Annotated in this window: 28 protein-coding genes; 8 read left to right on the forward strand and 20 right to left on the reverse strand. The window is 46.1% G+C overall.

Translation table 11 applies throughout. The features are described from left to right. Positions 1-7 precede the first annotated feature (7 nt). From HP398_RS21760 to HP398_RS21770, 3 genes are all read right to left on the reverse strand, one after another. The gene (locus HP398_RS21760) at positions 8-163 is read right to left on the reverse strand and encodes a hypothetical protein (protein ID WP_007718860.1); all 156 of its coding nucleotides are present in this window, start codon (positions 161-163) and stop codon (positions 8-10) included. A 36-nt stretch (positions 164-199) separates the two neighbouring features. Beyond that, entirely contained in the window at positions 200-1444 is a 1245-nt protein-coding gene (locus HP398_RS21765; protein WP_017249153.1) for a DEAD/DEAH box helicase, read from the reverse strand. A 151-nt stretch (positions 1445-1595) separates the two neighbouring features. Then, positions 1596-1739: a hypothetical protein gene (locus HP398_RS21770; protein ID WP_007718864.1), complete on the reverse strand. Its 144-nt coding sequence runs from the start codon at positions 1737-1739 to the stop codon at positions 1596-1598. Between the two features lie 135 nt (positions 1740-1874). On the opposite strand from HP398_RS21770, the gene HP398_RS21775 reads away from it, so the two are divergent. Both HP398_RS21775 and HP398_RS21780 read left to right on the forward strand, forming a co-directional pair. After that, the gene (locus HP398_RS21775; RefSeq protein ID WP_173623612.1) at positions 1875-2939 is read left to right on the forward strand and encodes a phosphodiester glycosidase family protein; all 1065 of its coding nucleotides are present in this window, start codon (positions 1875-1877) and stop codon (positions 2937-2939) included. A gap of 35 nt (positions 2940-2974) precedes the next feature. After that, entirely contained in the window at positions 2975-3490 is a 516-nt protein-coding gene (locus HP398_RS21780; protein ID WP_017249155.1) for a DUF6886 family protein, read from the forward strand. A gap of 43 nt (positions 3491-3533) precedes the next feature. On the opposite strand, the gene HP398_RS21785 is transcribed toward HP398_RS21780, so the two are convergent. Together HP398_RS21785 and HP398_RS21790 are read right to left on the reverse strand one after the other, a co-directional pair. Next, positions 3534-5105 carry an ABC-F family ATP-binding cassette domain-containing protein gene (locus HP398_RS21785; RefSeq protein ID WP_017249156.1) on the reverse strand — a complete coding sequence of 524 codons (1572 nt, stop codon included), beginning with the start codon at positions 5103-5105 and terminating at the stop codon, positions 3534-3536. Between the two features lie 38 nt (positions 5106-5143). Then, positions 5144-6001, reverse strand: coding sequence for a HEPN domain-containing protein (locus tag HP398_RS21790; RefSeq protein ID WP_017249157.1), 858 nt, complete (start codon positions 5999-6001; stop codon positions 5144-5146). Positions 6002-6235: 234 nt separating this feature from the next. On the opposite strand from HP398_RS21790, the gene HP398_RS21795 reads away from it, so the two are divergent. Continuing rightward, positions 6236-6385: a hypothetical protein gene (locus HP398_RS21795; protein WP_015891582.1), complete on the forward strand. Its 150-nt coding sequence runs from the start codon at positions 6236-6238 to the stop codon at positions 6383-6385. 129 nt (positions 6386-6514) lie between these two features. Next, positions 6515-7270, forward strand: a complete 756-nt coding sequence (locus tag HP398_RS21800; protein ID WP_173623613.1) for a hypothetical protein — start codon at positions 6515-6517, stop codon at positions 7268-7270. On the opposite strand, the gene HP398_RS21805 is transcribed toward HP398_RS21800, so the two are convergent. The 5 genes from HP398_RS21805 to pdhA all read right to left on the reverse strand — a co-directional run bounded on the left by HP398_RS21805 (position 7265) and on the right by pdhA (position 12528). Beyond that, complete coding sequence (locus HP398_RS21805; RefSeq protein WP_017249159.1) at positions 7265-7426, reverse strand: aspartyl-phosphate phosphatase Spo0E family protein; 162 nt, start codon at positions 7424-7426, stop codon at positions 7265-7267. The genes HP398_RS21800 and HP398_RS21805 overlap by 6 nt on opposite strands. A 122-nt stretch (positions 7427-7548) precedes the next feature. Next, positions 7549-8958, reverse strand: coding sequence for a dihydrolipoyl dehydrogenase (lpdA, locus tag HP398_RS21810; RefSeq protein WP_173623614.1), 1410 nt, complete (start codon positions 8956-8958; stop codon positions 7549-7551). Between the two features lie 6 nt (positions 8959-8964). After that, complete coding sequence (locus HP398_RS21815) at positions 8965-10356, reverse strand: dihydrolipoamide acetyltransferase family protein (protein WP_173623615.1); 1392 nt, start codon at positions 10354-10356, stop codon at positions 8965-8967. Positions 10357-10458: 102 nt separating this feature from the next. After that, on the reverse strand, positions 10459-11439 hold the full coding sequence (locus HP398_RS21820; RefSeq protein WP_007718902.1) for an alpha-ketoacid dehydrogenase subunit beta: 981 nt from the start codon (positions 11437-11439) through the stop codon (positions 10459-10461). 3 nt (positions 11440-11442) lie between these two features. After that, complete coding sequence (gene pdhA / locus HP398_RS21825) at positions 11443-12528, reverse strand: pyruvate dehydrogenase (acetyl-transferring) E1 component subunit alpha (protein ID WP_069844732.1); 1086 nt, start codon at positions 12526-12528, stop codon at positions 11443-11445. 327 nt (positions 12529-12855) lie between these two features. On the opposite strand from pdhA, the gene HP398_RS21830 reads away from it, so the two are divergent. Then, a complete protein-coding gene (locus tag HP398_RS21830; protein ID WP_017249161.1) occupies positions 12856-13590 on the forward strand; it encodes an alpha/beta hydrolase in 735 nt (244 codons plus the stop codon). Positions 13591-13593: 3 nt separating this feature from the next. On the opposite strand, the gene HP398_RS21835 is transcribed toward HP398_RS21830, so the two are convergent. The 3 genes from HP398_RS21835 to ltaE form a co-directional block, all read right to left on the reverse strand. Next, complete coding sequence (locus tag HP398_RS21835) at positions 13594-13791, reverse strand: hypothetical protein (RefSeq protein WP_015891590.1); 198 nt, start codon at positions 13789-13791, stop codon at positions 13594-13596. Positions 13792-13934: 143 nt separating this feature from the next. Further along, positions 13935-15578 (reverse strand): peptide ABC transporter substrate-binding protein, encoded by a 1644-nt coding sequence (locus HP398_RS21840; protein WP_173623616.1) that lies wholly within the window; start codon positions 15576-15578, stop codon positions 13935-13937. 230 nt (positions 15579-15808) lie between these two features. Next, positions 15809-16834 (reverse strand): low-specificity L-threonine aldolase, encoded by a 1026-nt coding sequence (ltaE, locus tag HP398_RS21845; protein WP_173623617.1) that lies wholly within the window; start codon positions 16832-16834, stop codon positions 15809-15811. Between the two features lie 124 nt (positions 16835-16958). Here ltaE and HP398_RS21850 point away from each other — a divergent pair, with 124 nt between their 5' ends. Continuing rightward, positions 16959-17261, forward strand: coding sequence for a HesB/IscA family protein (locus HP398_RS21850; protein ID WP_173623618.1), 303 nt, complete (start codon positions 16959-16961; stop codon positions 17259-17261). 62 nt (positions 17262-17323) lie between these two features. Here HP398_RS21850 and HP398_RS21855 read toward each other — a convergent pair whose 3' ends face one another. The 4 genes from HP398_RS21855 to yneA form a co-directional block, all read right to left on the reverse strand. After that, positions 17324-19573: a HelD family protein gene (locus HP398_RS21855; protein ID WP_017249165.1), complete on the reverse strand. Its 2250-nt coding sequence runs from the start codon at positions 19571-19573 to the stop codon at positions 17324-17326. Positions 19574-19611: 38 nt separating this feature from the next. Further along, a complete protein-coding gene (crcB, locus tag HP398_RS21860) occupies positions 19612-19977 on the reverse strand; it encodes a fluoride efflux transporter CrcB (protein WP_017249166.1) in 366 nt (121 codons plus the stop codon). Between the two features lie 95 nt (positions 19978-20072). Beyond that, the gene (locus HP398_RS21865) at positions 20073-20270 is read right to left on the reverse strand and encodes a DUF896 domain-containing protein (protein ID WP_007718933.1); all 198 of its coding nucleotides are present in this window, start codon (positions 20268-20270) and stop codon (positions 20073-20075) included. A gap of 76 nt (positions 20271-20346) precedes the next feature. Beyond that, a complete protein-coding gene (gene yneA / locus HP398_RS21870) occupies positions 20347-20682 on the reverse strand; it encodes a cell division suppressor protein YneA (RefSeq protein ID WP_017249167.1) in 336 nt (111 codons plus the stop codon). A 162-nt stretch (positions 20683-20844) separates the two neighbouring features. On the opposite strand from yneA, the gene lexA reads away from it, so the two are divergent. Then, positions 20845-21468: a transcriptional repressor LexA gene (gene lexA / locus HP398_RS21875; protein WP_007718939.1), complete on the forward strand. Its 624-nt coding sequence runs from the start codon at positions 20845-20847 to the stop codon at positions 21466-21468. 50 nt (positions 21469-21518) lie between these two features. Here the strand turns inward: lexA and HP398_RS21880 are convergent, their stop codons facing one another. Continuing rightward, positions 21519-22004, reverse strand: a complete 486-nt coding sequence (locus HP398_RS21880) for a DUF456 domain-containing protein (protein ID WP_142062543.1) — start codon at positions 22002-22004, stop codon at positions 21519-21521. A 108-nt stretch (positions 22005-22112) separates the two neighbouring features. On the opposite strand from HP398_RS21880, the gene HP398_RS21885 reads away from it, so the two are divergent. Continuing rightward, a complete protein-coding gene (locus HP398_RS21885; RefSeq protein ID WP_173623619.1) occupies positions 22113-22688 on the forward strand; it encodes a DUF4269 domain-containing protein in 576 nt (191 codons plus the stop codon). 539 nt (positions 22689-23227) lie between these two features. Here the strand turns inward: HP398_RS21885 and HP398_RS21890 are convergent. After that, positions 23228-24610, reverse strand: coding sequence for a sensor histidine kinase (locus HP398_RS21890; RefSeq protein WP_173623620.1), 1383 nt, complete (start codon positions 24608-24610; stop codon positions 23228-23230). Between the two features lie 2 nt (positions 24611-24612). Continuing rightward, complete coding sequence (locus tag HP398_RS21895; protein WP_173623621.1) at positions 24613-25338, reverse strand: response regulator transcription factor; 726 nt, start codon at positions 25336-25338, stop codon at positions 24613-24615. Positions 25339-25484: the final 146 nt, after the last annotated feature.

A 25484-nucleotide genomic window follows, 5' to 3' on the forward strand; every position in this document is an offset into this window, starting at 1 on the left:
TCGTCATTCATTCTGCAATCGGCTCTTGTTTCGCCTGTTCCATCTTTTCTTTCAGTTCCCCTGCTTCCTGGCGCAGCACTTGTCTTTCGTGTTTCGTCAAAACTTCTCCACCAACCGTGCCATTTACCAGCAAATCCTCTTCATATAAGCGATCTTTGCGCATGGAAACCTCCTGCAGACAAGTTGTGTACTTCTTGTCCTACTTTGTTCCAAAGCTGCCCTTCTTATGTGCACGATTTTGATTCCGTTTTGCAGGGCTCGTATTTTTGGCTGGAGCTCCTGACTTTTGTGCTGGCGCGGGTTTTCGTACAGGACGCGGATCTTCCAGCGCTCCGTGCGTCATGAATTTTTCAGCAATAGGCAAGCCTGTTTGCTTGGAAAATTTTTCGATGATAAAACGTTCCTGTGTCGTAATGATCGAAAAGACCAGTCCGGCACGCCCCATTCGCCCAGTTCGGCCACTACGATGAATGTACGTGTCAGCGTCCGATGCAGGATCGTAATGAACAATACATTCCACACCTGGAATATCAATGCCACGTGCCGATACATCTGTCGTAATCAACACGGGGAATGCTCCATCCCGGAATTGTTGCAGGGTGCGGGCACGCTCTTCTTTTGAAGCATCACGATGCAGGAATCTGCATGGCAAATGGTGGTAGTTGAGCTTCGATACAATCTCGTCCACTTTTTCGATTTGATTGACAAAAACAATCGAAGAACGAACATTGACGAGGCGCAACAAACGACGGAGCGTGTCCACCTTTTTGCGTGGGTCGGTGACCAAATACATGTGTGCTACTCCTGCTGCGCCTTCTGGTGCTGCTGCGCGGATAACGGCAGCATCTTTTGTGAAAATTTCAGCCGTATGTACGACTTCCTCTGCAATTGTCGCTGAGAATAACAATCGTTGTGTATCACGCAGTGTTTTTTTCATGACCTCTTGAACTGGCTTGCCAAAGCCCGCATCCAGCATCCGGTCAGCCTCGTCGACCACAACTGTCTTCACTTCATGGACCTTTAGCTTACGCTGATCAATCAGCTCCAGCAGTCTACCTGGTGTTGCTACGATCAATACAGGCTTCTTTTTCAGTCTCTCGATTTGGCGTTTCACATCGACTCCGCCAATAATGGACATCACGGCCGTGTCCTTCCCTGGCAGAAGACTTTCTGCTTCCCGCGCAATCTGAACAACGAGCTCATGCGTCGGTGCAAGTACAATGGCTTGTACATCTTTTTGCTCCATATTGATTTTCGATAAAATCGGCAATAGATAAGCAAACGTCTTGCCTGTCCCAGTCGGTGATTCAATCAAAGCATCTCGACCAGCCATAATCAACGGGATGGCTTCACTCTGAACAGGTGTCGGTGTTTCCATTTTTCGCTCTCGCAATATAGTCAACAGCGGTGCGCTAATTTGTAAATCTGCAAACGTGGTGCTCACAAAAACCCTCCTGGCATAAATTCGTGCATTGGGTAAGCTTACCACACTTTGCAGGTAGAAAACAGAGGTAAGCCAGTCCTCGTGAGGTAAGGTCCGTCAGAGATAGAGAAAAACAGGCGAAATCCGAAATGGACTTCGCCTGACCTTCCATCTACCCGTTATTGGAATCGATACGGGTTTCCTGCTTCTCACCCTGGTCTTGACGGTCCCGGCTGGTGGTTTGGTTACGTGTCCCTTTTGGACTTTCCATGTACTCCTCTACTTCCTTTTGAAACGCCTCATCATAGTCACGCACACCTATCACCTCCTGTCCTTTATTTTGACCAGGGTGATCACATATTATTTTCCTGAAACCTTTTTCCCGGTCATTCGTCTCTTCATATAGGAATAATAACCCTCGTACAATTTGTCAAATGGATGTGAATATGGAATGGAGACGTTATCGCGCACTCGCACACACAAGCGAGCGAAGCGCAAGAGACCATGGCGTTGGGTTAAGAAATGGATGCTCGGCACGGCCTTAACCTGTACAACCTTAGCTCTACTAGGAATTATTTTTTTATTTGGAACGAAAAACGGAGAAGAATTACGTGAGTGGGCGGCAGGCACTTTGCTGACAACACAGCATGATTACTGGGCCCCCTATACGTTTTTACCTGATGAAAAACTAAAAGAACTAAAACAGCAAATTACACATCCGACTGTTATCAATTCTGAAGGCACAGGCACGGCAGGACCTCCTGTTCCGTCGAAATCGAATCTGGTAACTGTCACACTTCCGGAGAAACCAAAGGAACTAATCGAGATTGAGGAAATAGACGTCTCAAAAGGCAGTTATTACTTTAAAGGAAAAATCATGTACATTAGCGACCCAAGCAGAGTACGGCTTGTCGTCACGAATCGCAAGGACCGTGGAGATTTGCTCGATGAGTTTGTAAAGAAAACAGGCGCCATCGGGATCGTCAATGCGAGCGGATTCTCTGATCCAGACGGGTACGGCAAAGGAGCGCGTGCCTACGGCGTTGTCATCCACGACGGGAAGATTTTGCAGGGTTACAATCCAAAAAGCGGAGAAACCGCGTTAGGGCTTACCTATGACGGTAAACTCATTACAGGCAGCTACTCAGCTGAACAACTCGTAAAGATGGGCGTACGTGACGCTGTGAGCTTCCGTCCGCAGTTGATCGTAAACGGGAAAAATATGTTTGAAGGAAAGCCTGCCAAGAGCTGGGGCATTCAACCGCGTACCGCGATTGGACAAAAAGAAGACGGGACGATCGTATTTGCTGTCATTGACGGACGCCAGCCCGGCCATTCCATCGGCGCAAGCATGAACGACATGGCGGAAGTATTGGCAGAGCGTGGCGTAGTAACGGCAATGGCCATGGACGGCGGTTCCAGCTCCATGATGCTGCACAACGGTGAAGCCATCACGAAGACATCTTCTCCTTATCATCGAGGCCGCTATTTGCCAAATGCATGGGCTGTTTTTTAAGGAAGTGTTGAGGGGATAGAGGAGGTCACTGATTTATGCAAAGACTTTTTCATTATAGTGAAGATCCGACTATTACGATATTTCAGCCTCGCGCCCATCCCTCCCACCCCACACTTGCTCCCGCTGTATGGGCGATTGATGAAGCACGAGCGCCGATGTATTTTTTACCGCGAGATTGCCCGAGGATTTGCTTTTACAAAAAAGCAGATTCCGAGTCAGCAGACGTTGAGCGCTTTCTTGGCTTGACGAGCGCCAACATGGTTATGGCTATCGAAAGTAAATGGTACTCCGTGCTTACACAAACAAAGCTATATGAATATACCTTCTCACCAGAATCTTTTGATTGCTGGGACAAAGGCGCCGGCTACTATTTGTCAAAGGAAACCGTTACGCCACTAGACGTAAGACCATTAGGAGACCTCGTGCACTGCCTTAGCCAAGCGGATATTGAATTGAGAATCACTCCTTCGCTGTTGCCGCTTCGAGATTCATTGCTACAAAGCAGTCTGCACTTTTCCATGATCCGTATGCGAAATGCGTCGCTCACATAAAAAACAGGCAGTCTCACCCAATGGTGGCTGCCTGTTTTTGCGTTTACAATTTAATCGGTGTTTTTGCCTGCTCCAAGCTCCATTTCTCAACATCCCACGTCTGCGTAACCCAATCCTCATAAAATTCAGGTTCGTGACATACGAGAAGAACGGTCCCTTTGAACTCCTTCAAGGAGCGTTTGAGTTCTTCCTTGGCGACGACATCCAAGTGGTTCGTCGGCTCGTCAAATACCAGCCAGTTACTTTCGCGCTGCAGTAATTTACAGAGACGAACTTTTGCTTGCTCTCCCCCGGACAAAGCATTCATATTCCGGTTGATATGCTCGTTTTTCAAGCCACAACGTGCAAGCGCTCCGCGAACCTCATGGTTATTCATGGAAGGGAAATCATTCCATACATCATCGAGTGCGGTAATTGGCTTCGCCTTTACCTCTTGCTCGAAGTAAGCAGGATGGAGGAAATCGCCTTTCTCCAGCTTTCCATCCAACGGAGGAATCACACCCAGCAACGTTTTCAACAAGGTAGACTTACCGACACCGTTCATGCCGACAATTGCTACTTTTTCACCGCGCTCCAGCTTCACACTCAGCTTCGGCAGCAAAGGATGAGAATACCCGATTTCCAAGTTTTCAGCCTCGATGACAAAACGGCTACTTGCGCGGGATTCCTTAAAGATAAACGAAGGTTTGGCAGCTGTTTCCGGCTTGTCGATTCTGTCCATTTTATCAAGTTGCTTTTGACGGCTCTTCGCGCGACCGGTAGTAGAAGCACGAGCTTTATTGCGCGCAATAAAGTCTTCCATTTTCGCGATTTCTTCCTGCTGCTTCTCAAACGCATCAAAATGCTGGCTGCGTTTCGTCTCGGACTGAGCCAGGAAGGATTCGTAGTTCCCTGTGTAACGATTCAGCTTGGTAAATTCCAAGTGATAAATCACATTCACGACTTCGTTCATGAAGGTCGTGTCATGGGAAATCAGCATGAAGGCATAAGGATATTCCTTCAAGTAGTTTTTCAGCCACACGATATGCTCTTCATCCAAGTAGTTCGTCGGCTCATCCAGCAAAAGAACAGTTGGTTTTTCCAGCAACAATTTTGCCAAAAGAACCTTGGTACGCTGACCACCAGAGAGCGATGCTACATCGCGCTCCAAACCGATTGCACTCAAACCCAAAGCGTTGGCGATTTCATCTACTTTCGCATCGATCAAATAAAAGCCGCTTGTTTCCAGCTTGTCTTGAATTTCGCCCATGCGCTCCAGCAATTCTTCCAGTTCCTCAGGAGTTGCCTCGGCCATTTTTTCACCAATCGTCATCAGTTCAGCCTCTTGCTCTAACAGCGGCAGGAAGGCGTCCTTCAGTACGTCACGAATCGTTTTACCAGCTTGCAGCTTGGTATGCTGATCCAAATATCCGTATTCGATTTTGGGCATCCATTCAATACGACCATTATCAGGCAAGTTTTGGCCTGTCAAAATCCCCATCATCGTTGATTTTCCTGTACCATTTGCGCCTACGAGTCCGACACGGTCATTCGGTTGCAAACGGAAAGACACATCGCGAAACAACACTCGGTCTCCAAAACCATGGGACAAATTCTCTACAATCAAAACACTCATGCTCTATTCTTCCTCCTGATCTGTTTCCTCTATGAGGCTTACAACAAAATTCTTTCAAAAAATGCAGGAGCGTACCGTGCCACATAAGATTCGCCCGTAAATACCAATTCGTCCAGCCGGACACGCATATCCTGGAGGTTGACACGTTCCCCGGCGATGTTTAAAATCGCGGCTCGTGTCATCACCCTCAGAATATTGACTTCTGTAGCCAGCTTGTCACCGAACAACTTGCCACTATGCACAATCTCTGAGCGATGATTGTACGATTTTTTTACAAACTGTGCAATCCGTTCACGCTGTAAGGCGGTTTCTCCAAAATAGTACGCCATTCGGACACGCAATTTATAGGTAATCTCGCCTTTTTTGCCATCGGGAACAAACAATGATTCCAATGCAATCCACAGATCCAACAGCTGATCCTCATAGTTTTTCTTCTCCAGTGAAAGCGAATAGCGACGAAAAGCAAGGGATGGCAGCTTCTGTTCGACTAATGAATGAAAAATGCCCGCAGTTTCATCATCAAATGTGTACTTGTCACCATCAAGCGATCGCTTCAAATACGTAATGCCATACATATTGCCATTGACGGTGATGATGTACGGAATCGAACAAGTCCCCGTTGTAGACGCTAGATTCAGCTTACTTTCGATTTCTTCAATCCATACCCGATCATCCGTTATTTTCATCTCTTCGTGATCCCCAACTAAAAATAAACTGTTGGGATCTACACGCAAATCAAAGGTTCGCTTGTTCTCGTCCATTTCATTGCGCAAAAAACGAGACGCGATTTCATATGGCTTCTTTGCGCCTGATATGAGCGTGTACGAATTAGGTAAATCGATCCGAACGGGCTGTGCTGTTGTTGAATTGAATACGGGGGCGATTAAGACCGGCATAGTTCTCGCTCCTTCCAGACCAGCAGAGCTCGTTTATTGTTTACATAATAAATATTATGTTCTATAAACAGTATCGTGCCATTCTGTAGTTTTGACAACATATCAATTCCTTCTAAATGTGGACATGCTTCCTCACCATACGAGTTTGGAACAACCTCATTATAGAATACCAGCATTTCCTATGATTCGTCATCATGTGTTTACGCCAAACTAGGTAAAGAAGGAGTTGATTTTATGGAAAAGGACCATATTCTTGATGAAAATCCGCATCAAACTTACAATAATGTAGCTCGGCCGCTGGAACAGACTGGCGAACCCCAGCCCGGCTCTAAAAAAGTGAAGCAGCAAAATCATTCACGTTCCATTCAAACACGAGAAGGATAAAGAATGGCACCCGGCTCCATTGCAGTCGGGTGCTACTGCCCTTCCTTTTTTTTACATCGAAAAAGATTGAATTGTCCCACAAGGATGCACTATGATAAATTTAGTATCCTTGATGGAGGTTAAGTGAAGATGATCACCATTCCACTTCCGGGCAACCATAGCCCTCTTTCCAATTTGATCAGCTATAGTGTTTCCCCGCTATACGAGATGGCTGCTAGTTTGCATACACTCGCCCAAGAGACACCTCCCGAGCGATTTGCGTATTGGACCGAAGAAAAGGTAGAGCAGTTTGAGTCAGCCCGTCTTTTAAAAGAATGGGGTTATTTTGTCCCCCTCTTTCGATATGGGATCCCAGACTCATTTGACCCCCTACATACAAAAGGTGTGATGGCTGTCGATGATCAGTATGAGTACTTCGTAACACTTCCCACTGATCATTTTGTGCGTAGCATGAAACCGATCTTGGAGGAGTGGCTATCGTATCACGATACTCCAGTGGTTGCCTTCGATTTAGAAGAGGATGCCGACTATGTGAAAGGCCGTTTCAGCCTGTTCGTTTCATCTTATTGGCAGTTATTTTTTGAGGCAAATTGGGAGGCGATTGCTCCAAAATTTGTGCGTGAAGCAGAACGGATTTATTACTCTTTACAAGGAATCCAATCCCTTACCACCTATCTGCAATCCATTTCTCCCGCAATTACCTATGACACAGAAACTCATCAGCTTACCTGTCCGAGTAATGGTCCAAGCTACGATGCGCAGCATCTCATTCTTTATCCGAGCTATTATTATGCCCAAGAACCCACGCTTACGAAAAAAGGCTGGAATGCCCATTTGCTGTATTCCATCTCGGAAGTTCCCACTCAACCAAAAACGCCCTCATGAAGGGCGTTTTTCATGTTGCATATGAGCGACAATCAATTTATCTAATTGTTGGCTGATTCTCACGATTTCAGGGTCAAGAAAATTGTAACCTGCATCTTTTGCTGCGCGCTCTAGTTTTAGTCGCAAGTCATCAATCATCTGACTCGTAATTTCCATGCTGCAGACCCCCACCTAACGTTGTCTCCCACTATTTTACATTATATAAGAACAGGTGGAAAGGGTAAGATGTGGAAGAAAAAGCCTTGTACCCATTTCCGGCACAAGGCTTTTCCCACTTCCTATTTCATGACGTGGATCGGACGACCCAGAGCCAATTCAGCAGCTTCCATTGTTACTTCACCCAGTGTTGGATGTGCGTGGATGGTCAGCTCGATATCTTCGAGTGTTGCGCCCATTTCGATCGCCAATCCGATCTCTGCGATGATGTTGGATGCTTCTGGACCAACGATTTGCGCACCCAATACGAGATTCGTTTCTTTTTCTGCAATCAGCTTCACATAGCCTTCGCCTGCATTTACAGACAGAGCGCGACCGTTTGCTGCGAATGGGAAACGACCTACAACGTAATCGATGCCTTTTTCTTTTGCTTCTTTCTCATTGATTCCTACGCTTGCGATTTCTGGATCGCAGAATACAACCGCTGGAATCGCCTTGTAGTCTACTTCTGCTGGATGGCCAGCAATTGCCTCAGCAGCAACCTTACCTTCGTAGGAAGCTTTGTGAGCCAACGCAGGACCTGCTACGATATCCCCGATCGCGTAAACGTTAGGAATGCTCGTGCGACCTTGCTGGTCGACAACGATCAAACCACGGTCAGTCACGTTCATGCCGATATCACGAATACCGAGTTCATCTGTATTCGGACGACGTCCAACAGTAACGAGTACGTATTCCGCCTCGATTTTTTGTTGCTCACCTTTTACTTCTGCAGTCACGATCACGCCGTTTTCTGTCTCTTCCATTCCTTGTGCCAGTGCTTTTGTATGGATGGTAACGTCGAGCTTTTTCAGCTTGCGTTCCACCAAACGTGGCATGTCTGGCTCAAATCCTGGCAAGATTTGATCGGAACCTTCCAAAATCGTAACTTTTGTACCAAACTTCGCAAACACCGTACCAAGCTCGATACCGATGTATCCGCCACCGATTACCACGAGGCTCTTCGGCAGTTCAGTCAAGGACAGCGCTTCAGTAGAAGACATTACGCGTTTGCCAAACGGGAATGCAGGCAACTCGATTGGGCGCGAACCAGTTGCAATGATGCAATGCTGGAAGCGATAACGGTTGACATCATAACCGTGGAATACACGTACTTCATTTTCACTTACGAACAGTGCTTCACCAGGGATTACCTGGATTTTGTTGCCTTTGAAGAGGGAGCCTACGCCACCAGTCAGTTGCTTCACGATGCCGCTTTTCCACTCTTGTACTTTGGCAAAATCCACTTTTACATTTTCCATGGTGATACCCATGGATTCTGTATGTTGTGTGTGCTCATATGTGTGTGCAGCGTGGATCATCGCTTTGGAAGGAATGCAACCTACGTTCAGGCATACGCCACCCAGCTCACCTTTTTCCACGACAGCTACTGTTTTGCCCATTTGAGCAGCACGAATCGCCGCAACATATCCACCTGGACCCGCACCGATTACAAGCACGTCTACTTCTGTAGTAAATTCACCTACTACCATTGTCTCTTATCCCTCCATGACGAGCAGCGTTGGGTTTTCGAGGAGCTGCTTCACGTAGTTGACGAAACGCTGTGCAGGTTCGCCATCAACCAAGCGGTGGTCAAAGCTCAAGGACAGGTGCAACATTTGACCAACCACGATTTCTCCGTTTTTCACAACTGGTTTTTCGCTGATGCGGCCAACACCCAGAATAGCTACTTCTGGATGGTTAATGATAGGCGTGAAGAACATACCACCAGCAGAACCGATGTTTGTGATGCTGAAAGTGGAACCTTTCAACTCATCTGCAGTCGCTTTGCGGTCGCGTGCTTTCTTCGCCAGGTCGCCGATTTCACCTGCAATTTGGAAGATGGATTTGCTGTCAGCGGATTTCACAACTGGAACGAGCAAGCCGTCTTCTGTCGAGGTAGCGATACCGATGTTGTAGTACTTTTTAAAGATGATTTCTTGTTTTTCATCGTCGATAGAAGCGTTGAGTTCTGGGAATTTCTTCAGACCAGCTACAACTGCTTTCACGATCATAGGCAGGTAAGTCAGCTTCACACCACGCTCTTCAGCAAGTGGCTTCGCATCTTTACGCATAGCGACGAGCGCTGTAACATCCACTTCGTCAAAGATCGTTACGTGTGGTGCTGTGTAAGCAGATTTCACCATTGCTTTCGCGATTGCTTTACGCATACCTTTCAGTGGAACGCGCTCTTCCAGTTCGCCTGCTTGAGGTGTGTGGTGAACAGTTGGAGCCGCTGCTGCTTGTGCTACACCTGTAGCTGCTGCTGCAGGAGCCTCAGTTGCTACTGGAGCTGCCACTGCTTGTGCAGTTGGTGCTGCTACTCCGCCAGATACGAAGCGATCTACGTCATCGCGTGTGATGCGACCCAATTTGCCTGTACCAGGTACATTAGCCAATTGAACGCCTTTTTCCCGAGCGTATTTGCGAACGGAAGGTGTAGCCAACACATGCTTACGATCAATTGGTGCCGCTACTGCTGTTGCAGTTGCTTGTGCCATTGGCGTCTCCAGAGCTTGGTTCGCATTTGCACTCACTTGGGAACCGATGTCGCAACCTGGCTCCATTTTGTCTGCAGCTTGAGGCGCTGGTGCCGCTTCAGCAGCGTGGGAATCGCCATGACCATGGTCTGGCAGGTTCGGAATTTCGCCTTCTACGTCAAACTCGATCAGTGGATCGCCGACTACAGAAACCGTACCCTCAGTTACTTTCAGATCGATAACTTTCCCTTTAACAGGCGACGGTACTTCTACAACCGCCTTGTCATTTTGTACTTCCATGATGACTTGGTCTTCTTCTACGGAATCTCCGGGCTGTACGTGCCATTTGACGATTTCGCCTTCATGGATACCCTCGCCGAGCTCCGGGAGTCTGAATGTAAAACGACTCACAGTATCTCCTCCTTGTAAGCATTTATCATAAATTTTTACTTAATATCGCTAGAAAGAAGGCGGAAAGCTTTCAACTTTTCCGCCATTATGTCCGTTTCTCAATTAAAAATCGAGGACTTGAGTCAGACCATCTACTACGCGTTTTACGTCAGGCAGCCATACATCTTCTGCTTGTGCAAACGGGTAAACAGTATCTGGTGCTGTAATACGCAGTACTGGTGCTTCGAGGTGCAGGATTGCACGCTCGTTGATTTGCGTGATGATTTCTGCCGCAACACCAGACGTTTTTTGTGCTTCTTGAACAACGATCGCACGGTTTGTTTTCTTCACAGAAGCTACGATGGTATCGATATCGAGTGGGCTGATGGTGCGCAGGTCGATTACTTCCACTTTTGCTCCACGCGCTTTCTCGATTTCTTCTGCTGCTTTCAGGCTGGTATGCACCATCGCACCATAGGTGATGATGGTAACATCGCTACCTTCTTTTACTACGTTTGCTTTGCCAAGTGGAATCGTGTACTCGCCTTCTGGAACTTCTTGACGGAAGGAACGGTACAGCTTCATGTGCTCAAGGAATACAACTGGATCGTTGTCGCGAATCGCGGAGATCAACAGTCCTTTTGCATCATATGGGTTGGAAGGGATAACCACTTTCAGACCCGGAGTTTGCAGCATCAAACCTTCCAAAGAGTCTGCATGCAGCTCAGGCGTTTTTACACCACCACCAAATGGGGAGCGAAATGTAATTGGGCTCGTGAAGCGACCACCGGAACGGTAGCGCATACGGGAAGATTGGGATGCTACAGCATCAAACGTTTCAAATACGAAACCGAAGAACTGAATTTCTGCTACTGGACGGAAGCCGTTGATGGAAAGACCGACAGCCAAACCGCCGATTCCGGACTCAGCAAGTGGTGTATCGAATACGCGCTGCTCGCCGAACTCAGCTTGCAGACCTTCTGTTGCACGGAACACCCCGCCGTTGTTACCTACGTCTTCACCGAAGACAAGAACGGTTTCATCGCGCTTCAACTCTACGCGCATTGCATCCGTAATGGCTTGAACCATTGTCATTTGTGCCATGGCTTATTTCGACTCCTTCGCCAGGAATTCTGCCTTTTGCTCTTCGAGTGCAGGCGGCAGTGTCTCAAACATTACATCGATCAGTTCGCTAACTTTCATCTTAGGTGTTTCGTCCGCTTTTTTGATTGCGTCCGCAACAGCTGCTTTCGCTTCTTCGATGACAGCTTCTTCGTCTTTTTCGCTCCAGAGGCCTTTTGCTTCGAGGAACTTGCGGAAGCGGATCAGTGGATCGCGCAGTTCCCACTCGCTTTGCTCTTCACCTGTACGGTAACGAGTTGGGTCGTCACCAGCCATGGTATGAGGACCATAACGGTACGTCATTGCTTCGATCAGAGTCGCACCTTCGCCATTCACGCCGCGCTCTTTTGCTTGTTGAACCGCGTAGTAAACTGCGAGAATATCCATACCGTCAACGCGTTCGCTAGCAATACCAGCCGCAACTGCTTTGACTGCGATATTTTCAGAAGCCGTTTGTTTTTCGAACGGCAGAGAGATCGCATAACCGTTGTTTTGGGAGAAGAAGATAACAGGCAGCTTGTATACACCTGCAAAGTTCATACCTTCGTAGAAGTCACCTTGGGAGGTCGCACCGTCACCAAAGTAGTTGATCGCAACTTTCTTTTCACCGCGCAGCTTGTAACCCATTGCAACACCTGTTGCTTGTGTACATTGAGCCGCGATGATGATTTGTGGCATCAATACGTTTACACCTTCAGGAATTTTGCCGCCCTCGATGTGTCCGCGGGAGTACAGGAATGCCTTGTGCATAGGGTAACCATGCCATACCATTTGTGGAATATCACGGTAGCTAGGCAGGACAAAGTCTTCTTTGGAAAGAGCACCCTCGGAACCGATCATGCTTGCTTCTTGACCAGCTACTGGTGCATAGAAACCAAGACGGCCTTGGCGGTTCAAGCTAATTGCGCGTTGGTCCCATACACGGGTAAATACCATTTTACGCATCAGTTCACGTAATTCATCATCGGAGAGCTTAGGCATCAAGTCAGGACGAACAACCGTACCATCCGGGGCAAGAATTTGCAGCGGGGCGTTGTTCTCTGTTTGTTCAACAGCAGTGGATACGCTCATCACATTCACCTCGTCACTAGAATAAGGGACTTCCTTTTCCCGAGTTGCCCTTTGTCGCCTTAATCTGAGCATCTGCTCGATGAGCGACGAGTACAATTCGCGGCGGAAGTGACCCTGATAAAAACCAGAAGAAAGTTGCCTGGTGCAAGAAAGGGCTTACAGCCCGTTTGCAACACCCTGTTATATTGCAGTAAAAATACCTGTTTAACGTGTTATAGTATTGATATTACAGGGTTTATTTCCTCTCTGTTATCATTTACTATATAAGCTGTATCAGTTTTTTTCAAGGCTTAGTTTTTCAATTGAGCAAACAGGGAGTGTGAATCGATGTCTGACTATGTAAAGCGAACCATAATGAAAGAAGAAGTGCCCAGCATCCACGTGGACACTCCCCGCTCGGTCAAAGTATACCTACCGCCGGGGTACAATGAGCTTCTTTCTTACCCTGTTGTGTATTGCCAGGATGGGAACGACTTTTTTACGATGGGGCGAATCGCGACCATCTCCAATCAATTGATTCTGGAAGAAGGTATCGAACCCTACATCGTCGTCGGTGTCTCAGTCGATCGCAACAAGCGCACGAGCGAGTATTCTCCATCGGGGTCGAGAAACGCAGCTTATCAGCGTTTTTTCACTGAAGAGCTGATTCCTTACATAGAGGAGCATTATCCTGTACGCCGTGATCCTGCTTCACGTGTGCTGGCAGGAGACTCTTTAGGTGGAACCGTTTCTTTGCATCTCGCATTGGAAAACCCCGACCTCTTTCCACAGGTACTCGCGCTATCCGGGGCGTTTTTCCAAACGACACTCGACCCGCTTTTGAATCAGTCCAGCCTATCCTGGCTGCGAATCTGGATGGTCGTTGGCCTCGATGAGACAGCTGTGGAAACAAGTGCGGGTACCTTCGATTTTGTGCAATGGAATCGCGAGGCAAAACAGATTCTTGAGGACAAACAAGCTACCTTGTCCTACCGAGAAAAACCAGGGAATCACGTCTGGGGTTTGTGGCAAAAAGAGCTGCCTGACGCCTTGCGCTACTTCTTCCCCCCTCCCCGTCTGTAACCATCAGGAGCCATTGATTTCTTTAATATCCTCGTACCCGTAGTAGCGGCCATCCACCAGGAAAATGCCTTGGTGGTTGGCTTTTTCAATTTCGCCCGCAACCTGATTGGCGTCGTTTAGGACGATGTTGACAATCTTGCTCTCGTCCCGTTTCATTTGATTGAGAATGCGTTCTCGCTCTTTAGCCGAGATCATATCCATCCCTCTTTTCCCCTATGTTGGATAGCTATAGTATTTCATTGGCGGGTCTGAATTACACACAAGCGAGTCAACCGAATGGAACCAAAAAAAGCCTTGCCGCTCTCCCATTTTCCGGACACGGCAAGACTTTACTACGTCTTTATTTATTGTTCGATGGTTGTATATTTAAAATCTCTACCACCAAACGGGTTGATCAAAAATCCTTTGACCTTGTCATTTTTTATATAGGGTCTTGCGCCATAGTACACAGGGGCAATTGGCATTTCCTCCATTAAGATGGTCTCTGCCTCACGCATGATCGCATTACGCTTCGTCGGGTCTTTTTCCAAGTAACTCTGTACGATTAGCTCTCGGTATCTAGCATTTTCCCAAGCAGCATCGTTCGTCCCCACTGTTTTGTCCTTGAAAATTTCCAGGAAATTGATGGGGTCGTTAAAATCAGCACCCCAATTTCGGTAGGCAAACTGATAGTTTTTGGAGCGCTTGTTTTGTAAAAAAACTTTTTCCTCCAAGCCACTGATTTTCACATCAACACCTAGGCTTCTTTTCCATTGATCCTGAAGAGCTTCAGCCAGCTTTTTCTGACGATCGTCACCTGATCCATAAGTGTAAGTCACTTCTGGCATCGTCGAAAGCCCCAGCTCCTTTAACCCTTCCGCCAATAACTGTTTGGCTTTGTCTACATCCTCTTGAAAATAGTCATTTCCGCTGAGCTGCATAGAAGGCGGAACCCATGCAAAAGCGGCAGGCACCCCTGTCTGTACGATTCCGTCTACGAGAGGCTGCCGTTGGATGGAATACGAGAAGGCTTGTCGAATCTTTTTATTCGTAAAAGGGGGCATGGTTGTATTAAAGGTGACGGCAACTGTATTCGGATACGGCGCCATTACGATTTTTCCTTCATCCTGTAAAGCGGGGATCACATCGACGGGCAACACGTAGGTTGGATGCCCTCCCCAATCCAAATCACCAGAATCAAACAACGCTTGAGCGGTGTTGGTATCGGTAATCATGCTCCACACGATTTTGTCGAGCTTCACGGTATCTTTGTCATGATACTTCTCGTTTTTCACAAGAACCAATTTGTTTTTATGCTCCCACAGCTCCATTTTGAATGGGCCGTTGCCCACGTAGTTGTCTGGAGACGCTGCCCAATTCGGATGTGCCTCCAAGGTCTTTTTATGTAAAGGAAACAATGTCGGGAAAGCCGTCAGCTCGTAAAAAAACGGAGCTGGCGAATTGAGCTTAACCTCTAGTGTAAAATCGTCTAACGCTTTGACCCCTACGTCTTCATATGATCCTTTCCCTGTGTTGAATTCCTCTGCTCCTTTAACGAAATAAAGCATATAAGCATATTCGGATGCTGTCTTCGGATCGAGATTTCTTTTCCAGGCGAACTCAAAATCATGGGCGGTTACCGAATCTCCGTTGCTCCATAACGCATTCGACTTCAATTTGAACGTGTACGTCGTCAAATCCTCGGATACCGTATAACTGTCGGCAATTGCGTTGGCTATTTTCCCATCCGGTCCATAGCGAGTCAATCCTTCAAAACAGGCAGTAATGACATCAAAGGAAGTGCCATCGGAAGCAAGTCCGGGATCTGCTGTCGGAGGCTCTCCACCGTCTGCATTCCAATTCAATACCCTCTCTTTTCCTGTTGGCTGCGCTGGTTGAGATGCCTGATCATTCGGTTTGTTCGTTACCGCCGTTTCACTTGTACTACAGCCCGCTAAAACTTGAAGTAGCAAGAAGCAGCTCAAAACGAAGCTCATCCTCTTTCTCATTGAGACCATCCCCCTTGATTCCATTCGATTCCATACACCAGTAAACGCTATCGCTTTATCACACTACCATGATAACGCAAGTGTAGACGAAACAAATCAGACGGTATGGCGAAAAACAGAGCGCATAGAGACTCTTATTTTGTACAAATTGTCTAACTATTTGGAATTCGTTGTTGCGACAAAGAAAAAAGCCAGTCTTCCCTTCGACTGGCTACAAGTGGTTGAAACGATTACACCGTTTCCAATAATTGCTCGACTGCTTCCACAACGGTCTTGATATGTTGATCGCTAATGTGTCGATGCGTCGTAAAGCGAATGACGTACTCGTCAAAATCAACAGCGAGCACTCCTTTTTCCTCCAAACGCTCCAAGAAGGCGACAGCTGTTTGCCCAATCGAGTCTGTATTCACCAGCACGATATTCGTCTCGACTTGCTCGACCTGAAGCGATAGCTGGCGCAAGCCTTTTGCCAATTGCTGTGCCCGTTCATGGTCTTCTGCCAATCGTTCGGCCATCTGTGTCAGAGCGATAATGCCTGGTGCTGCCAAATACCCTGCCTGACGCAGCCCGCCTCCTACTTTTTTTCTCCACCATCTCGCCTCTTCGATAAACGCACGATCTCCAGCCAAAATGGAACCCACCGGAGCACTCAGCCCTTTGGACAAACAAATCTGGACGGTATCGGCAAAAGTGCTTAGCTCACTGACTGCAACACCTTGAGCCACAGCCGCATTGAAGAGACGAGCACCGTCCAAATGAACGGGAATACCGTGTTTTTGTGCTGTATCATAGACACTCTTCATTTGCGCAACAGAGATTACCGCCCCGCCAGCGCGATTATGCGTATTTTCGAGACAGATCAATTTTGTGCGCGGAAAATGGATATTGTTGCCCCGAATCGCCCTCTCTACATCTTCTGCACGTAGAGCACCACGTTCTCCAACTAGCGTCCTTGTTTGTACGCCAGCCAATGCCGACATAGCGCCGCCCTCATAGTAAAAAATGTGCGAATCCGCTTCCGCAATGACCTCGTCTCCGTTAACACAATGCGTCAAAACAGCGACCTGATTGCCTTGCGTGCCACTTGTTACGAACAGAGCAGCTTCCTTTCCGAGTATTTCAGCCGCAATCGCTTCCAAACGATTGACAGTTGGGTCCTCTCTATAAACATCATCACCAACCTCCGCTTCCACCATCGCTCGAAGCATCTCCTCGGTTGGTTTCGTAACGGTATCGCTGCGCAAATCGATTTTCATAGATGACTCTCCTTCCACCGTATTGTCATTCTCTAGACATATCGTAACACTTTCAACATTGCATCCTGTTTTCCCTCTTGCTAAGATGAAAGGGTAACTTACATACAGTTAGGGGATTTGACCTGTGAAACTAAAAATCACTCGTAACGCTGCCAAGCAATTGGCTCCAATCATCGAGGCAGAAGAAGACAAAGAATTGAAACTGCGCGTTTATATTACTCACTCTCACGGTGATCATGCACACTACGGACTCGCTCTGGACAAGCCAACAGAAGAAGATGTTGTGATCTCGACCGACAAAGAGATCGATGTGATCGTAAAAAAGGATGAGCCATTGCTGGATGGCATCATCATTGATTACCTTTTCTTGCCACAAGAAGGTTTTGTTATTACCAACCCTTCCAAAGGTAACACAGGCGACCACTAAGCATGATACAGATAAACCCTCTGCTTTTTTCAGGCAGAGGGTTTTCTTTGATGATGAGAATCTTATTCGTCAGTAGACATGCTATACAGCGCTGTCGGTAAATCTTTCAGCAACGGGGAAGAAACGTCATCAACCTGCGTCATAACAAGACGATGGACAGGACGTGTCATCGCGACATACAACAGTTTTGCGTCCCATTCATTATTTTGATAGGCGTCTACATCCAGTAGAATGACCACATCAAACTGCAAGCCTTTTGTTAAGAAAGCAGGCATGATGGTTACGCCACCCGGAAATTGGTTATCTTTCGTTCCTAACAGGGTTAGATCAGCTATTTTGTCTTGCAGGCCTTTATGTGCTTTTTTACTCGCTTGAATGGTTTTCGCTACGATCGCAATCGTTTTGAAGCCTTCCGACTGGTAGGCAACCACACGCGAAGAGATGTCCTCCCACAGTTGCGCTCGTGAGCGAGCCTTGACCATGATTGGTTTTTCACCATGTCGCAAAACCGGTTTTGCCAATACTGTCTCGGGCAATTCAATTTGCCGCAACACTTCATTGGCACAACGCATGATCTCAATAGTCGAACGATAGCTTTGTGACAACGTATAATAGGAAGGAAACAGCTGTGCAAAAATCCCCTTCGTCAACTCTTCCCAGGTATGAATCCCCCGGTAGCTATGAATACCTTGCGCAATATCTCCCACGATCGTTAACGAGTTTCGCTTAGTTGCCAATGCAATGACGGCTATTTCTAGCGCACTCAAGTCTTGTGCTTCATCCACGACCGTATGATCAAAATGCTCTGCCTTATTCATTCCTTCAACAATATGCTGCAAGTATAGCAATGCCGCGATATCTTCCGGCTCCAATCTCTCCTCTGCAAACAATGCAGCGCTAGACTGAGTCACATCACGTACAACTTCGTCTGAAATGTCAGCAGGTACGAGCTTGCGCAGCAATTCCTCGTCAGCAATCAACTCGCGATAAGCTGCGAAGATTTCCAGTCTCGGAAATGAAGTCAGGTACGTATCTAATATCTGCTCCAGCATTTTCTCGAATTTGTACAAGCCTTCTTTGTCCAAATCGACTTTTCGCTCTCGCAAATGGGCAAACAATTGCTTGTTCATTTCTTGTTTCAAATGCTTGCGAAGCGCTTCTACCCGTCTATGATACGGCATATTAGCGAACTGCTCCAAGAAGCATTGGCGAATAAAATCACCCGGAATCGAAAATACTTGCTTCGTTTTGTTGTATAAAAAGCTGAGCTTCTTGAAAGGAATTCTTGTTTCAACGATATACCGAATGTATTGCTCCAGCGCCTCCCGACAAGCGAGCGATCCTTTAAAGCGAAGCCTGTTTCGTGTCATTTCTTGCTGGCGCTCATCCTGCCCCTCTTCGAAGAACAATTGAAGAGGCTTATCAGGACTCACGATTCTCCATCCTTTTGGCAGCAGAGGCTTCACAAGACGCGCTGCCCAATCTACAAAAGTAGACTGTTGAACATCATCGACTCCCAGCTCAGGCAAAACCTCGGATATATAGGTAAGAAACATCCGGTTAGGTGCAAACACCATGAACTTTTTGGACATCATGGAATCCTGGTAGTTATAAATCAAATAGGAGAGTCGGTGCAGAGCAATGGTTGTTTTTCCGCTCCCCGCTACTCCTTGCACAACAATGGGCCGTTCTTTTTCCGCCCGGATAATATCATTCTGCTCGGATTGAATCGTAGCGACGATGTCTTTTAGCCTACTATCGTTCGCCTGATTCAGATTGGCTGCCAAAAATTCATCAATGAAGCCCTCTTGCAAAAATTCGTCGGGATGCCCCATCTCGCGGTTAATCGTTTCTTTTACCGCTCCATCATAGATGCCGACGATCTTTCCGTCTTCGATCGCAAAATTACGCTTTAGTCGAACTTCACCACGCACGATCTCGCGTCCCATCCGGTAAAACGCTTCTTTGCTCTCACCGGAATAATAAAGACTGGCGATAGGCGCGCGCCAATCCACGACGACAGAATCAAACGTATCGCTGCGTACAATTCCCCGTTTTCCTATGTAGACCTCATCCAGCTCGTAGATTTCATCTTTCAAGAAATCCACTCTGCCGAAATAAGGCTTCTCTCGACCCTGATCTTCCAGGTAGCTCAATTCCTTAGCCTTTTTATAGTTAACGACCTGTTTGACATAATCATCTGTTGCCTCGCGAATATCATTGCGAAGCTGCTCCATTTCTTCGTCGATCGCTGAAATTGTTTCATCCAGCTTTTTTTGTTCCCATTCATAATCACGATGCTGTGTACTCACATTCATTCCCCCTCACATGTATCGTGTCATTGAACGACTCAGGACCATTGCCTGGCCAACCATATTCCAACCGCACAAGAAAGTAGACCGACTCCCAAACTAAGCAGAGCGTACAAAGTGCCACGTAACAGGTGGCCTTCCCCCCAAAAAGAGACTACTTCCAAGGAGAAGCTTGAGAAAGTCGTAAATCCTCCCATGACCCCCGTTGCAAATAAGAGGTAGAGTGTCGGAGATAAAAAGCCACGTTCTTTCCCCAGCACGAACAAGATGCCGATGATCAAAGATCCACAAACATTGGCGATCCAGGTTCCCCACGGCCATCCCGGCTGATTCGCGAGCAAAGACAATAGGTAGCGCAAAAGAGAGCCAACTGCTCCTCCAACCGCCACAGCTATCCACGCCATCGCTTTCCCTCCCTGGCTATCACAGCTTATGTATGTCACAGAAAAAGACACCCTAGCGTCAAGCGAGGATGTCTGTCGTATCAGTAATTGTTATCTTACTGTTTTGGCTTATTTTCTTCAAGGTCTTCCACATAACGGATGGAATCCAAATTTGCTCTCAATGAAAGCTTAACGGCGTCAATGTACTTTTGGCGCAATGCTTTTTGTTCAAGCTTTTCCTCTTCGGTCAAACCTTCTTCGCGCGATTTTTTGACCAATTCGTTGATGCGTTTAATTTCTGCGTCAGATACCACTGCTGGTTCCTCCCACTCTGTAGTAGTGCCGCTTCATTATACCACATTCGAGTGATCCCGCAAGACAGCCGAACACTTACGGAGTATCAGGAAGGATGAGAGTCTGACCTGGGTAAATCCTGTTGCTCTCTAAACCGTTCGCATCCTTAATTTCTATTATATAGTCCCGAACATCCATCTGATCTGTATTGTATTGAACAGCTAACGACCATAGGCTATCTCCAGATTGTACGGTTACTTCTATGCCTTGTGGCTCCTCCATTGGCGAAGAAGCAAACACTAGTTCGGTTAACAGGTAAAAAAAGAGAGTAAATGTAATAAGAAACAAGAGAGCTTGTCCTCTCGTGATACCAAAACGAACACGACGTTCTTCTTTTTTCTCGAAACGATTACGTACTGTCAATGAATTCATAATAATGGCCTCCTCACAAACATACGTTCTGATCACTTGTAGCCTCATAATAAATGAGAACATATGTTCATGTCAACAAATAATCGAACTTATGTTTGTCGAACGCAAGCTCCCATGGTATAATATAGGAAAATATGTTCGAGAAATCAGGGGTGTCTTTCTATGTCAAAATTATCGAGTAGACAACAAGCCATCATCGAGTTCATACGAAAGGAAGTTCGTGATAAAGGATATCCGCCATCTGTACGTGAAATTGGGGAGGCTGTTGGACTAGCTTCCAGCTCAACAGTACATGGGCATTTGGCACGCTTAGAGAAAAAAGGCCTCATTCGTCGAGATCCTACCAAACCTCGTGCCATCGAATTGCTATCAGATGAAGATCGTTTTCAAGACAATTTCGAAGACTCTGTCGTCCGTGTGCCAGTAATCGGAAAAGTAACCGCTGGACAACCGATTACTGCCATTGAGGATGTAGAAGAGTACTTCCCGCTTCCAGACAATATCGTGACTTCTGACAAGGTCTATATGCTGCGCGTCTCCGGGAACAGTATGATTGATGCCGGAATTCTCGACGGAGACTACGTCATTGTTCGCCAACAGCACGTAGCCAACAATGGTGACATCGTCGTAGCCATGACAGAAGAAGACGAAGCGACCGTTAAAAGATTTTTCAAAGAAAAGAATCACTTCCGTCTCCAACCGGAAAATGCCACGATGGAACCGATCATCCTGGAGCATGTCACTATTCTCGGTAAAGTCATCGGTGTTTATCGACTCATTCACTAGTTCCCACGTAAAAAAGGACAGCCGAGGCTGTCCTTTTTGTTTTCTGTCTATTATCTGGCGATAAAAAACCAGATGATCATCGTAACTTGCAAGATGACTTTTACGACTGCACTACCCAAAAATCCGATCAGTGAGCCTACTCCCGCTTTCACTGCTCGCTCCATCGACTGCTTCTGCACCATCAACTCTACGAGAACGACGAATACGAACGGTAAGATCAGCATACCAAACGGTGGGAAAACGAAAATCCCGAGGATAATACCGACCGCAGCAGCAACGGACGACCATTTGGACCCTCCATACCTTTTCACGAAGTACATATTCGTCAGCAAGTCAGCACCGTAAAGCAGAATGCTTAGAACGACCATTCCCCACCAAAAGGATGCCGGCAATCCCGCTCCCGGATCTGCAATGAAAAAGTGATAGAGCAAAAAGCCCGCCCACAGTAATATCGTATCAGGTAAAACGGGTAAGAAAATTCCTGCGATGCTTAGCAAGAACAATAACACAACCACTACCCACAAAAATATTTCCATCTACTACACTCCCTTCATTTAGGTATACGAGTGATTATCGATTTCGTTGCGTACTTATTCACTTTTGTCTAAACTATTTTAAAAGAAAGCAGACATGGAGGTAGTCTCATGAGAAATTGGCATGATCTCTCCTACTTGGGCAGAGGGACGATTCGCCAAAAAGCAGCGTGGGAAGCGATTCAACAGACGCACATCATGGAAGTACTATCCGATTACCATCCAGTGCTTGCCGGAACCATCCCATTGGACATTGATGTTGTGCAAAGCGATCTGGATATTATTTGCGAGAGTCATGATCTGGAGCAGTTTGAGCAGGCTGTTCGTACAGCATTTGGCTGTTTGCCCGGATTTGAAGTGACACACTCAGATGTGAATAGTACGCCCACGTGCGTTATCTCGTTTTTCACAGCTGACTTTTGGTTTGAATTGTTTGCTCAACCGGTAGCTGTCGAAATGCAAAACGCCTATCGTCATATGGACATCGAAGCACGATTGTTAGACATAGGAGGCTTGGATGCGTATAAACAGATCAGGACTCTGAAGCAAAGCGGCATCAAGACAGAGCCTGCATTTGCTCGATACTTTCATATCCCAGGTGATGATCCATACGAGGCTTTGTTGCAATTGGAGCCGTTAACAGACCAGGAATTACGACAAAGAGTTCAGCTGCTGCGAAAGGATTAATCTTCGAGCAAAGAGCCAATCTCTGCTGCTTGAAAGCAGGAAGGATGCATCGCTTTCGGGCGAAAAGCTTTTTGAATGCGGGCTTTTTCGTTTCATGTCTCGCAACGCGCTTTTAACCTATATACTTAAAACCTTGTCAACGCTTTAATGGTCGTTCATATGTGGAAAATAAAATATGTAACTGAGGCATTGGAAGGCTACCTCTTTTCAAACCCCTTTAAACGGAGCAAATGAACTTACCATTAAATGCCGTGATGTGGGATATTACTATCAAAGGACAATAGATTAAAATCACTGTTCTAACAAGTCTCACATCAAGGTAATGAAAGATGAAATAAGCTTCTCTCCCATATGAGAGAAGCTTATTTCATTATTATTCTTGTTTTCAGATACAAGCCGAACATGATTGAGGGCTTAGCAGGTAAACTGGATGTAATAATGATACTGGTTATATGCACAAAAACCTAGACGGGTTTCCATCTCACGGTAGGCTTTTCGGTTATTTTTTATAGAAAAGACACCTTCCCCTTTTCGCATGGTTATTCACTCCCTGATCTACGATTGGGGAAATGTAATCGAAATGAGGTTCCCCGATTTGGGCTGCTTTGTACTTGAATTTTCCCGCCATGTAAATCCACTAAATGCTTAACAATTGACAAACCAAGGCCACTTCCTCCAGTATGACGTGATCTGGATTTCTCCACCCGATAGAACCGCTCCCATATTAGTTCTAATTCTTTCTCGGAGATTCCAATTCCCTCATCCTTTACTTCAATTACGGATTCTCTGAGCATTTTCGTTACACTGATCAAAACCGTTCCTTCACCCTGAGAATAACGAATCGCATTATCTATTAAGTTCATTAAAATTTGGTGAAACCGCTGCGGGTCCACCCAAAAGTACACAGGAGGACAAATTGTAAGAGATAACTTCACTCCCAATTCTTCAGCACGTGGTGTCATTTCCTCGATTATTCTTTCTAATAAACTTCGAATAGCGACCCGTTCTTTTCTTAATGTAATTTTACCTTCATCCAATCGACTCAGTGTCATCAAATCGTTGACTACTTGTTCGAGCCGATCAGATTGATCCCGGATGATCGAAATTAACTTACTTGCGCGATTTGGCGTCATTTCTGAATTCTGAAGGAGGGTTGCATATCCTTTCACATATGTAAGGGGAGTACGTAATTCATGAGCTACATGAGATAGGAATTCTCGACGGGACGACCGATAATAAGACAAGCTTTTGGCGAGCTGGTTTACTTGACGAGTGAGTAAAGAGAGTTCGTCTTTACCTTCTAAAACAACTCTTACATCATAATTACCCTCATCGAGATGCCTAATTGCATTGATAACGTTTACAATCGGTCTTACAATATATCTGGATAATAGTAAGCCAAACCCACTCGTGACTAGTAAAGAACCCAAGCCAGCAAGCAATAACATTGTCTGAAGAGACTGTAATGTATCTTTCAGCCAAGTTGGTTTCGTTATAACAACTACCGTTCCTAATAGATTTTGTCCTCGTTGAATGGGACTTTTTGCTAAAATGAGACGATCTGGTTCAAAAACCGTTTGAATCGCTTTTTGATTCGGACTTCCCTGAATCCAATTTTGAACAAAATTAAACAATGAATCAGGTAATCGTTTGGAATCAATAAGCAATTCTCCTTTGGGAGAAAAGACAAGAACAGTAGAAGAAGACTTTTCCTCCATTTCGCCGATATGCTGAAGAGTTTTTCTATTGAAGTCTACGCTTAACATTTGAGCAAAAGTCGATGCATGTTGAGCAAGTGCTAGCTCCGTATAGGATTGATAGTGAAGAGTTATAATTTGGTAGCTGATGGTTCCCAATAGCACAAGCCCTAGAATCATGATACCTAAAATGGTGATTAACAGCTTGGTCGCCACTCGATGCATCGTTATTGAACTCCCCATTTATATCCATAGCCCCACACTGTTTGAATGCCTTCTCCTTGAAAACCAGCTTCCCGCAGTTTTATACGTAAGTTTTTAATATGAGAGTCCACTGTCCTAAAATCTCCATTGAACGAGTAGTTCCATACCTTGGCTAACAGTTGTTCTCTGGGAAAGACTTGATTCGGATATTGAATGAGAGTGGTTAGCACTTCAAATTCAATCGGGGTAACCTTCATCTTCTTTCCATGAACCCATACTTCTCTTGCTAAGAGACGAATCTGAATTCCTGATTGCTTAATCTCCTGTATTTCTTGCCCCTTTCTTGTCCGGCGTAGTACCGTTTTCACACGCGCCGATACTTCTGCCGGTTCAAATGGCTTCGTTATATAATCATCCGCGCCTAGTTCCAATCCTACTACCCGATCCTCCAGTTCGCCTCGAGCACTGATCAAAATCACGGGAGTTTTATCGCCTGTACGTCTTAATTCTTTGAGTACATCAAAACCGTCTGTCCAAGGCATCATGATGTCCAACAAACAAAGATGAAATGCTTCATTGTGAAGTAACTGAAGCGCCATTGTTCCGTCGCTGGCTGTGGAGACAGAGAAATCCTCCTCTAATATCATACTTAGCAAATCGAGCATGGTCTCTTCATCATCGACGATTAATATCGAAGTGTCCATCATACAACCCTCTCTTTGATAGATATGAACCTTGGTGACTATCATAAATGGAAATTATGGATAAATTATGTAGTGGAACCTTTTTGTGGTGATAGTTAACCAATTCTCCAATAAAAATCCTAATTTTCTCCATATCTTTTAGCTAAGATACAGAAATCCCCGGTGCATTATAAAAAGTCAATCAACATGGT

Origin of the sequence: Brevibacillus sp. HB1.4B (assembly GCF_013284285.1) — a bacterium.
Classification (GTDB): domain Bacteria; phylum Bacillota; class Bacilli; order Brevibacillales; family Brevibacillaceae; genus Brevibacillus; species Brevibacillus porteri.

What these genes read in the sequence shown, in the direction of transcription:
- HP398_RS21805 (WP_017249159.1), bottom strand. Translation starts at nt 7,426, where the DNA reads ATGGAAATTACGAGTCAGATGATTGATGACTTGCGACTAAAACTAGAG.
- HP398_RS21785 (WP_017249156.1), bottom strand. Translation starts at nt 5,105, where the DNA reads ATGAGTGTTTTGATTGTAGAGAATTTGTCCCATGGTTTTGGAGACCGA.
- HP398_RS21895 (WP_173623621.1), bottom strand. Translation starts at nt 25,338, where the DNA reads ATGATAGTCACCAAGGTTCATATCTATCAAAGAGAGGGTTGTATGATG.
- HP398_RS21880 (WP_142062543.1), bottom strand. Translation starts at nt 22,004, where the DNA reads ATGGAAATATTTTTGTGGGTAGTGGTTGTGTTATTGTTCTTGCTAAGC.
- HP398_RS21790 (WP_017249157.1), bottom strand. Translation starts at nt 6,001, where the DNA reads ATGCCGGTCTTAATCGCCCCCGTATTCAATTCAACAACAGCACAGCCC.
- HP398_RS21885 (WP_173623619.1), top strand. Translation starts at nt 22,113, where the DNA reads ATGAGAAATTGGCATGATCTCTCCTACTTGGGCAGAGGGACGATTCGC.
- HP398_RS21800 (WP_173623613.1), top strand. Translation starts at nt 6,515, where the DNA reads ATGATCACCATTCCACTTCCGGGCAACCATAGCCCTCTTTCCAATTTG.
- HP398_RS21830 (WP_017249161.1), top strand. Translation starts at nt 12,856, where the DNA reads ATGTCTGACTATGTAAAGCGAACCATAATGAAAGAAGAAGTGCCCAGC.
- HP398_RS21775 (WP_173623612.1), top strand. Translation starts at nt 1,875, where the DNA reads ATGGAGACGTTATCGCGCACTCGCACACACAAGCGAGCGAAGCGCAAG.
- HP398_RS21820 (WP_007718902.1), bottom strand. Translation starts at nt 11,439, where the DNA reads ATGGCACAAATGACAATGGTTCAAGCCATTACGGATGCAATGCGCGTA.
- pdhA (WP_069844732.1), bottom strand. Translation starts at nt 12,528, where the DNA reads ATGAGCGTATCCACTGCTGTTGAACAAACAGAGAACAACGCCCCGCTG.
- lpdA (WP_173623614.1), bottom strand. Translation starts at nt 8,958, where the DNA reads ATGGTAGTAGGTGAATTTACTACAGAAGTAGACGTGCTTGTAATCGGT.
- HP398_RS21840 (WP_173623616.1), bottom strand. Translation starts at nt 15,578, where the DNA reads ATGAGAAAGAGGATGAGCTTCGTTTTGAGCTGCTTCTTGCTACTTCAA.
- HP398_RS21890 (WP_173623620.1), bottom strand. Translation starts at nt 24,610, where the DNA reads ATGCATCGAGTGGCGACCAAGCTGTTAATCACCATTTTAGGTATCATG.
- HP398_RS21795 (WP_015891582.1), top strand. Translation starts at nt 6,236, where the DNA reads ATGGAAAAGGACCATATTCTTGATGAAAATCCGCATCAAACTTACAAT.
- crcB (WP_017249166.1), bottom strand. Translation starts at nt 19,977, where the DNA reads ATGGCGTGGATAGCTGTGGCGGTTGGAGGAGCAGTTGGCTCTCTTTTG.
- HP398_RS21835 (WP_015891590.1), bottom strand. Translation starts at nt 13,791, where the DNA reads ATGGATATGATCTCGGCTAAAGAGCGAGAACGCATTCTCAATCAAATG.
- yneA (WP_017249167.1), bottom strand. Translation starts at nt 20,682, where the DNA reads ATGAATTCATTGACAGTACGTAATCGTTTCGAGAAAAAAGAAGAACGT.
- lexA (WP_007718939.1), top strand. Translation starts at nt 20,845, where the DNA reads ATGTCAAAATTATCGAGTAGACAACAAGCCATCATCGAGTTCATACGA.
- ltaE (WP_173623617.1), bottom strand. Translation starts at nt 16,834, where the DNA reads ATGAAAATCGATTTGCGCAGCGATACCGTTACGAAACCAACCGAGGAG.
- HP398_RS21780 (WP_017249155.1), top strand. Translation starts at nt 2,975, where the DNA reads ATGCAAAGACTTTTTCATTATAGTGAAGATCCGACTATTACGATATTT.
- HP398_RS21760 (WP_007718860.1), bottom strand. Translation starts at nt 163, where the DNA reads ATGCGCAAAGATCGCTTATATGAAGAGGATTTGCTGGTAAATGGCACG.